The 13,545-nt window shown below is 37.3% G+C and carries 10 protein-coding genes; all 10 read right to left on the minus strand.

The features are described from left to right. Positions 1-447 precede the first annotated feature (447 nt). Complete coding sequence (gene hemL / locus HCH28_RS10390; protein ID WP_054550021.1) at positions 448-1,740, minus strand: glutamate-1-semialdehyde 2,1-aminomutase; 1,293 nt, start codon at positions 1,738-1,740, stop codon at positions 448-450. Next, positions 1,741-2,721, minus strand: a complete 981-nt coding sequence (hemB, locus tag HCH28_RS10395) for a porphobilinogen synthase (RefSeq protein WP_004226631.1) — start codon at positions 2,719-2,721, stop codon at positions 1,741-1,743. Beyond that, complete coding sequence (locus HCH28_RS10400) at positions 2,718-3,479, minus strand: uroporphyrinogen-III synthase (RefSeq protein ID WP_221680890.1); 762 nt, start codon at positions 3,477-3,479, stop codon at positions 2,718-2,720. The genes hemB and HCH28_RS10400 overlap by 4 nt, the downstream gene beginning before the upstream one ends. Then, a complete protein-coding gene (hemC, locus tag HCH28_RS10405; protein WP_221680891.1) occupies positions 3,469-4,401 on the minus strand; it encodes a hydroxymethylbilane synthase in 933 nt (310 codons plus the stop codon). Before hemC ends, HCH28_RS10400 begins: the two co-directional genes overlap by 11 nt. A gap of 18 nt (positions 4,402-4,419) precedes the next feature. Next, positions 4,420-5,247 (minus strand): cytochrome C assembly family protein, encoded by an 828-nt coding sequence (locus HCH28_RS10410; RefSeq protein ID WP_221680892.1) that lies wholly within the window; start codon positions 5,245-5,247, stop codon positions 4,420-4,422. 182 nt (positions 5,248-5,429) lie between these two features. Further along, complete coding sequence (hemA, locus tag HCH28_RS10415) at positions 5,430-6,794, minus strand: glutamyl-tRNA reductase (RefSeq protein ID WP_221680893.1); 1,365 nt, start codon at positions 6,792-6,794, stop codon at positions 5,430-5,432. A 197-nt stretch (positions 6,795-6,991) separates the two neighbouring features. Then, positions 6,992-9,910 (minus strand): vWA domain-containing protein, encoded by a 2,919-nt coding sequence (locus tag HCH28_RS10420; protein WP_221680894.1) that lies wholly within the window; start codon positions 9,908-9,910, stop codon positions 6,992-6,994. A gap of 18 nt (positions 9,911-9,928) precedes the next feature. Beyond that, entirely contained in the window at positions 9,929-11,377 is a 1,449-nt protein-coding gene (locus tag HCH28_RS10425) for an S-layer homology domain-containing protein (RefSeq protein WP_221680895.1), read from the minus strand. 177 nt (positions 11,378-11,554) lie between these two features. Then, positions 11,555-13,216 (minus strand): hypothetical protein, encoded by a 1,662-nt coding sequence (locus HCH28_RS10430; RefSeq protein WP_066036515.1) that lies wholly within the window; start codon positions 13,214-13,216, stop codon positions 11,555-11,557. A 143-nt stretch (positions 13,217-13,359) separates the two neighbouring features. Beyond that, positions 13,360-13,533 (minus strand): YjfB family protein, encoded by a 174-nt coding sequence (locus HCH28_RS10435; protein ID WP_004226614.1) that lies wholly within the window; start codon positions 13,531-13,533, stop codon positions 13,360-13,362. Between the last annotated feature and the right edge of the window lie 12 nt (positions 13,534-13,545).

The raw sequence follows: 13,545 nt of genomic DNA on the forward strand, positions 1-13,545 counted from the left end.
TTCATCCAGTATAGTTGAGCTTACTTACTAGTAAATATATGCTATTATTCCTTTTTGCTCATGTATTCCTCAAGCACTATAATGCTTTCTGCTTAATCCATTAAAAAATGTAATATCAACGTAGAAAAAGCAATTTTGCAAGGCGAGGGTTGTTTTTCGTTCCACCAGCGGAGCTGCTTCACTCACTGCGTTCTTGCACCTCTCCATAAAATGAATAGTGAACACATTCACTTTATGAAAACCTTTGCTATAAAGAAACATTTTTATGGGTTGGAGTGGAGGATGCTTGACTCCCATGGGATAGCTAAAGAGGTGAGGCCACAGGAGAGCAAGTAGCCTACAGAGGAAAACATTTTCACTTCCCGCAAAAATTCTAGTAATGGTTTTGTTTTTTAACAGCAGAAGAGCATGCTAGAAATAATTCTAGCATGCTCTATCAAATTAATTTTATTGCGCTAATTGCGCAAATACTTTATGGAATGCTGCCACCGTTGTCGCAATGTGCTCTTCCGTATGAGCTGTTGAGATGAATAGTCCCTCGAATTGAGAAGGAGGTAAGAAAATACCTTCCTCTGCCATTAGACGGAAATACTCAGCGAATAATTGTAAATCTGATGTTTTAGCAGAAGCAAAATCAATGACATCTTCATTCGTGAAGAAGAAGCCAATCATAGAGCCTGCACGATTAACAGTGTGCGGGATATTATATTTAGTTGCTGCTTCACGGAAACCAGCCTCAAGCTGATCTCCTAATTTTTTAAAGTAATCATACGTACCATGATCTAAACGTGATAACGTTTCATAACCGGCTGTCATCGCTAACGGATTCCCCGATAATGTTCCTGCTTGATAAATTGGTCCAGCTGGTGCTACTTGCTCCATAATTTCTTTTTTCCCAGCGAATGCACCTACAGGGAGGCCACCTCCGATTACTTTACCTAAAGTAGTCATATCAGGCGTTACCCCAAAATACCCTTGTGCACAGCCATAATCTACGCGGAAACCTGTCATGACTTCGTCAAAGATTAATAATGCACCGTGCTCTGAAGTAAGCGCACGCAAACCTTCTAGGAAACCTGGTTGTGGAGGTACAACACCCATATTTCCTGCGACTGGCTCCACAATTACTGCAGCTAACTCTGCGCCAAATTTTTCGAAAATTACTTTTGCCCCTTCTAAATCATTATAGGCAACTGTCAACGTATTGCGGGCGATATCTGCAGGTACGCCAGGGCTATCAGGTAGGCCTAATGTGGCAACACCAGAACCAGCTTTAATCAATAAGGAGTCACCGTGACCATGATAAGACCCTTCAAACTTTAAGATCTTATCACGACCTGTAACACCACGCGCTACACGTAATGCAGACATAGTAGCCTCTGTTCCTGAAGAAACAAAGCGAATCATTTCCATTCCTGGTAGACGGTCTAGTACTAATTGAGCTAAGCGATTTTCAGTATAGCTTGGAGCACCGAAGGAAGAACCCTTCGCAGCTGTATCTGCAATTGCTTTCACTACCTCGGGATGTGTATGTCCTAAAATTAGCGGACCCCAAGACAATACATAATCAATATATTCATTGCCATCAATGTCTTTAATGATTGCCCCATGGCCAGATTCCATGAAAATCGGGTCCATATTTACTGATTTGAATGCACGTACTGGGCTACTTACACCACCCGGCATTAATTGAACAGCTTCAGCATAGGCTTGTTTTGATTTTTCGTAAGAACGTGTCATTTATTTCTCCTCCAACCAACGTGCAACATCTTTTGCATGATACGTAATGATTAAATCAGAGCCTGCACGTTTCATGCCTAATAATGTTTCAAGCACAACTTTTTTCTCTTCAATCCAACCATTTATAGCAGCCGCTTTAATCATTGCATATTCACCTGAAACATTATACGCAACAAGCGGTAATGGATAGTTATTTTTCATGTCTCGAATAATATCTAAATAGCTAAGGGCAGGCTTGACAATTAGGAAATCTGCGCCCTCTTCGATATCTGACTCTGCCTCACGGAATGCCTCTAGACGATTTGATGGATCCATTTGGTAGGATTTACGATCACCAAATTGCGGAGCACCATCTGCAGCATCACGGAAAGGTCCATAGTAACTGGATGCATATTTGACTGCATAGGACATAATCGGAATATGTTCAAAACCAGCTTCGTCCAGACCAGCGCGAATTGCCGTTACAAAGCCATCCATCATATTAGATGGAGCAATGATATCAGCGCCAGCTTTTGCTTGGGATATCGCCGTGCGGGCTAAAACATCTAATGAAGGATCATTCAAAATTTGATCACCCTCAATTAAGCCACAATGTCCATGATCTGTAAATTCACATAAGCATGTATCCGCGATGACTAATAACTCAGGATGACGTGTTTTAATGAGTCGAGTCGCTTCCTGCACAATGCCATGATCATGAAATGCACCCGTTCCAACCGCATCCTTTTCAGCTGGCAAGCCAAATAAAATAACCGCAGGAATACCTAATGCTACAACCTCATCCACCTCTGCCTCTAATTTATCCAATGAAAATTGAAAAACGCCAGGCATTGAATGTACTTCATTTTTAATATTTTCGCCTTCTATTACAAAAATAGGATAGATCAGGTCCTCTTTATGTAAGTATGTTTCTTTTACCATTGATCGCATCGTTGCATTGGTACGCAAACGACGGTGTCTTTGAAATTGTAGTTTTGTCATGATTTGTCCCCTACTTTCATAATTTCTTCGATGACTGCTTGCATTGTATAAACACTTGGCATAATATCCACAGTAGCGCCGTATTGTTCAAGAGCTGCTTCCGTAATATGGCCAATGGCTGCAATGTGAGCTGCTTCCCAGCCAATATGTGGCACAACCTCCATTGCATAAACGTCAACTGCTGAAGGACTAGCAAAAATCACTGTAACATCTTGATGTTGCTGGATGCAATTGACAATAACAGATGTTTGATCATGTCGTTCTATCGTTTCATAGACTGTCCATTCTTTTAATTCAAAAGGCAATCCATCCTTCAACGTACTTTTCGCCTTTTCTCCTCGAATAAACAGACATCTCGGATGATTACCCGCTACACTCGGAAATTCTTTAACGAAGATATCAGCACTAAATATGGAAGGCATAAAGCTCACTTGAAATCCTAAATTTTCCAGTGCTGTTGTTGTTTTAGCTCCAATAGAAGCTATTTTTCCTTGGAAGTGACTCGCATTAAATTGATGTCGAAGCATTTTACTAGCAAAAGCTTCTACAGCATTTTGACTAGTAAAAATCAACCAATCATATTGCTTAACGCGATTCAATAGTTCAGAATCCTTGCTATCTAATCGTTCACAAGTTTCAATTAATGGGGCTACGATGGCCTGTCCACCTAAAGCTATTATATTTTCGACAATGGTTGTTGTCTTAGATGTGCCTGTTAAAAGTATGGTTTTACCCTTGAGAGGTAAATTACTCGGCATCTTGCTCTGCCTTTACACGCTGAATTAAATCGAAAGCACCTTGTTCTGTTAAAATAGCAGCTAGCTCTTCTCCAATTTTTTGTGCATCTGTACCGACTACTGTTTCTTTATAGACAACAGATGCGTCTGGAGCAGCAACAAGGCCTGTTAATGTAATTTCTTCCCCATTTGAAGTGGCATACCCAGCAATCGGTACTTGACAACCACCATCCATTGCAGCCAAAAATGCACGTTCTGCATGTGCTTCTTGCCATGTAAATGAATCAGTCAGTTTACCTAATTCGGCTAAAAGCTCCGCATCATCGGCACGACATTCAATGCCTAGAGAGCCTTGCGCTACAGCTGGTAGACATTGTTCTACAGGTAAAAACTCAGTGACTACATCATCACTCCAACCAAGGCGTTTCAAACCAGCCGCTGCTAAAATAATGGCATCATATTCTTCTGTTTCAAGCTTAGCTAAACGTGTATCAACATTTCCACGAATCCATTTAATTTCGATATCAGGACGTACTGTTAAAAGCTGTGCACTACGACGTAAAGAACTTGTCCCAACGACTGCTCCCGCAGGAAGGTCAGCAAATTTAACATGCCCTTTCGAAATAAATGCATCACGAGCATCTTCACGTGGTGGAATACAACCAATCACTAGCCCTTCTGGCAATACAGCAGGCATATCTTTCATAGAATGAACAGCAAAGTCAATTTCTTTATCGTAAAGGGCTTGTTCAATTTCTTTTACAAACAACCCTTTCCCGCCTACTTTTGAAAGCTGTACATCTAAAATTTGGTCACCTTTTGTTACAATCTCTTTTACTTCAAATTCGAATGGTGCACCTGCCGCTTTTAATTCATTAATGAACCAATTTGTTTGCGTTAGCGCTAGTTTACTTCTCCTAGAACCTACAATAATTTTTCTCAACTCTCTCCAACCTTTCTTCTAATACCATAAATGGAATCTCGATAAACTACTCCCTAAGAAGAAGTTTACAACAACTAATAGATAGGCATAAATATGTACCCATGCATAAGTTGTACCTGTCAGCTTGCTTTTGCGATTCACATATAGGATAAAACAATACAAAATTAAAATAATGAAGGACCCTATGATTTTCGCATCGAAAATCGAAAGACTCTCTAATGTTAATAGTGCCCATTCAAACCCTAATATTAAACTTATAAATAACATCGGAATTCCAATAAAAAATGAAATATTCATCCAGCTGCTTGTCTGCTGCAAGGAAGGCAATCTAGTCCATAAATGCGACCACTTTTTCTTTTTCAGCAATCGATATAGAACGAGATACAAAATGGCAAACACAAATGTTAATGTAAACGCTGCATAAGACAATATTGCAAATGATATATGAATAAAAAGCATCTCCGAAATTAAAGTATCCCCGACAGCTCCTATAGGACGTTTCGGCATAAAAGTAAATATACTAGCGAATAAGAATCCTAGTATATTAATAATAAACACAGGTAAATCCACCCTTGCTATGCAATGAAGGATAATGGATAACGTCACGAGTAACCAGGAATAAAAAAGTATTCCCTCAGACAAGGATAAAATCGGAAAACGCTTCGTTTCCACAAACGTTAATATGATAATGGCACTTTGAATCATCCATACAAATGAAACAAGCCAAAAAGCAATGCGTCTTGCACGTACTTGCTTATAAAAATAATCAGTAAAGTAAAAAACTAGACTGATCGCATACAAGACGATCATCACTTCATACAGCCTCGTCATGGTCAAATCAGCCAATAGACATCCCTTCTTTGTCGTGAAATTAATAAACTATTCTAGCATAGAAAACAAAAAAACGTTTTCGTATCCTTAGTTTACCATACAGATACGAAAACGCCTCATGTAATATCAGTAGAAAATCCAATTGCGCGTAACACCCATATACAATCACAGCTTTCTACGTGAGCGCAATAGATAATTTAGAAAGAGTACTTTGGTTCAGTAGAAGTCTGAGATACCTGTGCGCGTTCTTTGCGCTCAAGCTCTTGCTTTGTCATCTCATGAACTTCAGCTTCCACAGCATCCTCTATACCAAAAATTTGTTGGAATAAACGTAACTGTTCATTTGCTTTTGGAGAATTAGCCATTTCTTTAGCTTGCAAGATTGGCTCTTTTAACAATTGATTGATAATAGATTTTGTATGTTTGCTTAAAATTTTACGTTCACGTTCCGTTAAATCTGGCATTTTATTTTCGATACTTGTCATAGTCTCTTGTTGAATACGATTTGCCTTTTTACGTAATGCTGAGATGACTGGCACTACCCCAAGCGTTGCTACCCAGTCTTTAAATTGCACAACTTCGTCGCCAATCATATTAGTAATATCAGCAGCAGCACGTTCACGCTCTGCTAAGTTCGCTTCGACAATACCTTGTAAATCATCAATATCATATAGGAATACATTTGGTAGGTCGCCAACTCGTGGGTCAATATCACGAGGAACCGCTATATCTACCATGAATAATGGTTTTCCTTTACGTAAACGTTCCACGAATTGCATTAGCTCGTAATCAATAACATAATCAGTAGCACCTGTTGAAGTAATTAAAATATCCGCTTCTAACAAAGAACATTGTAATTCCTTCATTGATTTAGCTTCACCATGGAATTTAGCTGCTAAGCTTTCTGCTTTTTCAAATGTACGGTTAATGACAGTAACTTTCCCTACACCACTACCGTAAAGGTTCTCAATTGCAAGTTCCCCCATTTTACCTGCACCTAAAATAGCTACATGCTTGCGTTGTAATGAGCCAAAAATTTTCTTTGCTAATTCTACAGCAGCATAGGAAACGGATACCGCATTCTCACCAATCGCTGTTTCATTATGAGCACGCTTTGCAAATGTTACTGCTTGTTTAAATAGCTGATTGTATACCGTTCCTGTTGTGCCAATCTCTTGTCCACTTAAAAAGCTTTTTTTTACTTGCCCTAAAATTTGTGTTTCACCTAGAACCATTGAATCAATTCCAGCTGTCACTTTAAATAAATGTTCGATTGCCTCATCTTCTTCACGAATCGTTAAATACGAAGAAAATGTCTCCACAGGTAAATCAAACCAGTTTGCTAAAAATTGTTTCACAAAATGACGTCCAGTATGCAATTGATCCACAACAGCATATATTTCTGTACGATTACATGTCGAAACAATTACGTTCTCTAATATACTTTTTTGCTTTTGCAGCGCTTCCATTGCTTGTGGCAGTTCACTCTCAATGAATGATAACTTCTCACGTATTTCAACAGGCGCTGTTTTATAATTCAAGCCTACTACGATGGTATGCATGAATAACACCTCACACGTTCTAATTCACAAATCTCATTATAGCACAGTTCGACAAGAGTTCATCAATAATTTGTGAACATGTCATGAAGAACTGCAATTCGTCATCTACATTAGAATTATTATAAACTAAGTGTAACAAATTATACGTGTTGTTTCAAATTAAAAAACTGCCCCCTTCATCGGAGGCAGTTTTCTCATTAATTTGTTATTGTAACAGTCTTTATTGCAATCATATTTCCATCTTTATCGTATGCTATAAACTCAATCTCATCATTGACTTTAAAGTCCTGCATCGTTTGAACAGTTTTTGTTAACATATAAACTTGATCACTACGCTTTTGCAAATCAAATTGGACATCTCCACTGATTGAATTAAAACGTACATTCATCTTCGCAACGTTTTGACAGTTACCATCAACTCGAGCACTCATTGTAATATAACCTTTTCGTAGCGAAACACTTGTCTCTTCAAATAAATCTTCTGGATTGATACAGCTCGAAGCTTGCGTTTTACATAAAATTGTATCAATTAACTTCTGGAAGACTTGATGCAATTGCATATTATCAATTGCATGGAAGTACGTTCCGCCCGTTTCTGAAGATAATTGCATTAAAGTGGCGTCATTTACTTGTGATTTTTTGCCCATACTTACTGTGTATACTTTGACACCTTGCTTTTTCGCTTCATTTATAACTTTTGTCATTTTTGATTTACTTGTTTTACCATCAGAGACAACAACAATCGCTTTGGATGTTTTCGAATCATTCGAGAATTTTGTTAAAGCAATATCGATGCCTGCAAAAATATCGGTTGCACCCTTTTCTTTCGATGCTTTATAAAGATCTTTTTTCAACACATTTTCTGTTGTGCCTTCTCCAAGTACTGTTGCTTTTGTATTGGTTTCAATGACTATGTTATTTTTAGCCTTTAATTGATTGATTAGTTCAATCATTTTCTTCCCACGATAATTTGTTGGATCAACAGCTTTCATGGAAGAAGAATAATCCACTACATAGGCAATTTCTGTTGCTAAAGAACAAGAATTTTTACTGAAGTATGGATTCGTGAAAATATCTTTCGTTACTGTTTTATCTTTTAAACCCTTCAAGGACGTTGCATAGCGAGGGTCTATTGGATTGACAAGTCTTGCTTCTACTTTAGATTTCCCATATATAACTGAATCAAAGTAGGCTACAGCAGTACCTGGATTTCCTGTATTATTTAATGGATCAGAAGTGTTCGTAATGAATGAAGCTGTTTTTTCTACTCCGTCATACTTAATTTTAACTGTCCCTTGATAATCTGTAATAGGCTCTCCACCAGGACGCACTAAAGTCACCATCACTTTTGTATAACGATCTTTTCCTGATGGTCTTGATGCCGCATCCGCACTTTCCTTTAGTGCCTCTACTCGTTTTTTAAAGGCCTCTACTTGTCCAAGTAATTTACCGCCTTGGTATTTTAATAATACCGTACGGTCATAGTTACTTAAGTTTGTGAAGATCGAATAAATCTTCATAACACTATCATAATGTTCTAATGTTAAATCTTTTTCGTCTGGCATTTCTTTCATAAGCTGAATAATGGCGCCGACTGGATTAATGTTCTCTACCTGTGAGGCAATATCATCGTCAATGCCCTGAATGCGATAAATAGGACGACCATCGTCAGCAATTAAATACATTATTTCCGTTTTAGCTGGCGTCGTAACAGAGTTTTCAAAACGTGTCTTTAAAAGTTCCTCAAATAAGTATACAGAAATATTATAGTTTTCAAATTGAAGAATAGCATTTTCATAACCTAATGCCGGATATTTAGGATCAGATCCACCGTAACGCAAATAGATGTTTTGCACATTTCCTAAAACGTCTGTCACATTTGTTTGCTGCCCAATACTAAATAATTTTTTATCTGAATTAGCATTGAGAGGAACTGGGCTATAAACATCAATTAAGTTTTGCGTAAAGAACTCTGGAATATCTTCACTTTTAGGAAATTCAGGAATCACGCTACCATTATCATCTGTATTTGCTGGGTCGTATACTTGGTAATCAATACGTAATTCAGGCTGTGGTGCATAACGCACTTCTGCGTTTAGTTTCTCTCCAACAAGACACTTCATTGCTGGGTCCGTATTATTAATCAGTTCAAAAGTTATTGTATCACGTACTGATTTAGTTAGTTTTGGTGCTACCACTATAGCAGATACAGTTGAACCATCTGATTGGACAATGTCAACTGCTTCACCTGAAGTATCAACAATATTTCCGTAGGATGCCTTCACGCGGAATGAATAGGATTTATCATCAGCGATAGGATCACCATTACAAGCCTTTAAAGACACCGTAACTAGTGTTGTATCCACATTATTTGCAATTAAATCAGGCTTTTCCACCACGATACTCTGCAATGCATTATTAACATTATTTGGTCCAGTAAAATCATTTGAATTATCCTTTGGCTCTTCAAAATCAGCACTACTAGATCCCATAAAACCAGGAGGTAACGTAATGCTATCATTGTCACGACCAGCTGGACTACGTTTTAATCCTTGTACTGCGAAAGTGCTATTTTGAACAGCACGATAGAAAAATACAGCAACATCACCCCGTGTTAATTTTGTGGATGGATTAAAGCTTGCGAATGTGTTTTTACCTGTAGAACTTGTAGATAAATCATTTGAATATAAATATTGAACTGCCTGTGGCTCATCTAAATCTAAGCCTTTAAAAGCCGCGTAAATTTGGGCAAATTGGCCACGTGTTACAGCTTTTGTTCGATTCGTATTTACATGTGTACCGTTAAATGGTAAATAAAAATCACTATAGAAATTATAAGCAACACTATCAATATAAGATAAAGCATAGTTACGATCTAGTTTGGCAAACATCAGAACAAGATCGCGATCTGTCACTTGATCATTTGGTAAAAAGTTACTTGCACTATTTAAGGACATCAGATCGTTATCGACCGCCCATGAAATAGCTTTATAATTATTGCTATTTGTTGGAACATCTCTAATTGTTGTAGCTGCTTGCGTAACAGCAGGTGTAGCTGTCATCAGTAGAAGCATGAAGCAAAGCATAGCAAGCAATGCTTTTTTTACATAGGTCATTTTTGTTCCATCCTTTCTTTAGTTAAAGAACAATATGTCATCACGATAGTTTTGTTTTAAGTCATCCTCTAAATATTTCAAGAATCGTTCTAGAACAACTGACGCCTCTGCACGCGTTAGCGGTTTATTTGGATTAAAACGACCAGCAGAATCACCAATCATTAAGCCAAGTTCATTCGCTATATAGATGCCATCTCTCGCATAATTTGGAATCTGTTTGTCATCTGTAAATTTAGTTAAGTAACCAGGATCAGGTGCTCTATTTTCAAGTCCTAAGGCACGGACAAAGATAGTTGCAGCCTGTGCTCGATTAATCGCATTATCTGGCTTAAAGTAGTCAGCTGATACACCTTTAATTATCCCTTTATTTAACGCTGATTCAATATAACCGTAATCTTTGATAGAACGCTTCAAGTCTTTAAAAACACTTGTAGTAGGTGTCTTTTTTGATTTCTTTTCTTCAAACACACGTAAATCAACCGCTTTACCAATAGCCGTCGTAAAATCAATACGTTTCATTGGTGTATTAGGAGAAAAGAAGTTACTTGAATCTGAGTAAATACCTAGAGAATAAAGTTTTTCAATTGCTTCTTTCGCGTAATGGGTTGTTAAATCTCTGAATTTAGGAATGATAAGACGTTCAATTGTCGGCATGTACTCTGTATCTAAATCAAGTGTACCTTTTTGTCCTGAAGATAGGTCGTATGTATATTCAGAAATAACATCCTTTTCACTTACGACTGCATATCCACCTTCAAAACTCCCTAAGCTACCGAGATTTTCCTCATAATTTAAAACACGTGATTTACTTGTAGATAGACGATTTTTCACATGGCTTGTTTTACCATCACTATAGGAATAAACAGACTCCGTGATTTGAGTTTCTGTCGCACCCCAGAAGTTCTCATAGCCTGCATGTCGACTATCTGTTTCAATTGTTACTGTGTTTTGAACAGCATTTTTTCCTTTTCCTGTTTCAAAAGCATAGGTTTTTCTAGAAATAATATTTCCTGAGTAATAATCAGAGGCTGCACGATTATCAGTAACTGTTCCTTGTGAAAATTGATAATCGACTAAGGAATAAGTAATGGCGCCAATTGTAATTTTTTCAGTGTATTTCTTCACTTCACCATTGGATGTTTTTTGACCAAGAACAGCATAATCCACTACATCTGATTCATAGGCAATATTTCTTGTCAATGTAGCGCCATTGCTTGCTGTTAACTTCATGCTATACGTTTCAGTTAATTTACCTTTGGATTCTTTTTGTGCAATTTTAATATCTTTGCTTGTCCCTTTAAAAATAACAGGTGTCCCTGAAAGGAACACAGCTTCTTCATATGTATATTCGTTTTTTACAGCACCTGTTGTTTCTAATGAAGCGGCTGATGCATTGAATGGAATAGTTGTTCCAATCAAAAAAACAGCAAGGACTAGAAACATTATTTTAGATAATTTTTTTTGCATTCGCTTTTCCTCTCTCTCACTGTGCATTTGCGTGCATAATGAAGCTTGTTTCTAATACCACTAAAAAAATCTGCTTGTCTTGCGAATGAATTTAGCCTATTCGAAGTAACTTCCTCATCTTTAGATTATGAAACATATTCGCATAAGACTCACAGATTTTTTAGTTTAATATTCATGCTAATCTACCAAAATAAAATGAGCTTTAACAAATCGATCTGATAATACAACTAAACGATCAGATGGCTGTAAGTCAGAAGCTTGAATCACCTTACCTGCTTTAATCAGTGTCGCTTGGTCAATATTCATATTAACCATTTCACCCGCTTCATACCAACGACCATTTTGCCATTGACTAACACTCTTGACATTAATGACTGCAGGATACGTAGATTTCACAGACTGTAGTTTCCCTGCAAGCATTAGAGGGGCAACAGGTTTAGCCTTGTCTAAAATATGAAGAGCTTGTACATGGCCTTCCTTCACATAGAAATAACCATAGTCACCCTCAGATAAGTAAAGTTCAATATCTGGCATGACACTATATGTTTTATTGCCGTCATCTACCATAGCTTTCGTTGTATTACTAACTGACAGTACAGTACGATCTGCTTTCTTGAAAACATTTGATTCAATCTTCATCGCATCGTCAATTTCAATTACATATCCATCTGCTTGAGATAAGCGTCCATAATATAATTCATGACCTGCAAGATTAGGTGACATGAAGCTATCACTTGTAACTTGTATTACTTGGGCATAGTGATCACGAGTAGCACCATCAGCCACGACAAAAGCAGTACCATATGCCATAAGACCAGTAGGTTCAATTAATCGTCCATTTCGAATTAAAATAGTTCCATTATGGAAATACATTGTTCCTGCTGTTTTCAGTTTCAGTAGTTGGTAATCTGTATCAACAGACAGCATTGGTTCGTAATATGTTCTTTCATTATTTTTTAATACGACAATTTTCTCGATTACTTCCTTACCAAATTGTTTAACGGTCGCATAGTATGCTTCGCTACCTATATAATTTTTCAGCTGACCTTTCTCGACTTTCGTATTCCCAACATAGATTGGTACTTTGGATGTAAAAGGCATAGTTGAAAGATCATTTGTTGTTTGAGAGCCAAATTGCCAGTTAACAAAGGCATGTTGATTTTTCACGGTAAGCTTGTTGGCATTAGGATTGACCGCTTGTATCTCGCCTTTATATAAGTTTTCAACGAGCGTACCTGTTTCACTGATAGCTACCTTTGATATGATTGAGGAAGTTTTATTTTTGAAACTCAATTTAACTCGATCCCCAACGTATAATGCACTAATATCTGTTGCAGAAGAACCTTTTTGATAATTGGTTTCTTTGTTTAAATAGTATGTCGTTTCTGCGCCAACATCTGGTTTTACCATGATAAATAAACCATTTGGATCAATACTAGTGACGACACCAGCAGTTGTTTTACCGTTACTGCTTCCTGTTGATGGTACATTTGTTTCTGTTGGTGTATGAGAGGTACCGCGAAGTTCAACAACACTTCTGAGAGAAATTTCAGCCTCGACTTCCATCCCCATCTTAAAACCCTCAATCGTTGTAGACGTATTATTAATATATAATCTAGTATTTTTATTAATATTAAACGTTACTGTTCGTCCACGATCATTTTCCAATGTAATTTTACTAAGTTGCTTTTCTATCGTACCATCTGGCTTCGTATATTCTGAAAACGTTACATCAACAAATGTCCCTGTCACTAGTTGGGCTGCTTTAGCAGATTGATTAAAGGAAAAACCAACTATCATCAGTAACGTAATCATCAGTATGTATAAATATTTTTTCAAAAAACCTGCCTCCTTACTAATTATTAGTATATCGTATTATTGGTAGTTTTTCTTATTAGAAAAGTTACATTTTAGGCCTTCTTGAATTTATTTCTAAAAACAAAAGTTGAGGTAGCTTTTAACTTCAAGCTACCTTGCCTACTTCATACCTGAATATCAATTGTATGTCCGGCTGTTGGATGTGGAGCATCTAACATTTCAACTAACTGTTCTGTATTTTGCTGTTGCATTTCCATTGCCTGTTTCGTAACAGCTAAAGATACATTTTGCATAAGTGTTGTTTGGTTCATTGCCATCGATAAAGCTGCGATATCCATCTAGTCCACCTC

This window comes from Lysinibacillus sp. K60 (assembly GCF_019731275.1).
Taxonomy (GTDB): domain Bacteria; phylum Bacillota; class Bacilli; order Bacillales_A; family Planococcaceae; genus Lysinibacillus; species Lysinibacillus capsici.

What these genes read in the sequence shown, in the direction of transcription:
- hemL (WP_054550021.1), bottom strand. Translation starts at nt 1,740, where the DNA reads ATGACACGTTCTTACGAAAAATCAAAACAAGCCTATGCTGAAGCTGTT.
- hemB (WP_004226631.1), bottom strand. Translation starts at nt 2,721, where the DNA reads ATGACAAAACTACAATTTCAAAGACACCGTCGTTTGCGTACCAATGCA.
- HCH28_RS10400 (WP_221680890.1), bottom strand. Translation starts at nt 3,479, where the DNA reads ATGCCGAGTAATTTACCTCTCAAGGGTAAAACCATACTTTTAACAGGC.
- hemA (WP_221680893.1), bottom strand. Translation starts at nt 6,794, where the DNA reads ATGCATACCATCGTAGTAGGCTTGAATTATAAAACAGCGCCTGTTGAA.
- HCH28_RS10420 (WP_221680894.1), bottom strand. Translation starts at nt 9,910, where the DNA reads ATGACCTATGTAAAAAAAGCATTGCTTGCTATGCTTTGCTTCATGCTT.
- HCH28_RS10425 (WP_221680895.1), bottom strand. Translation starts at nt 11,377, where the DNA reads ATGCAAAAAAAATTATCTAAAATAATGTTTCTAGTCCTTGCTGTTTTT.
- HCH28_RS10435 (WP_004226614.1), bottom strand. Translation starts at nt 13,533, where the DNA reads ATGGATATCGCAGCTTTATCGATGGCAATGAACCAAACAACACTTATG.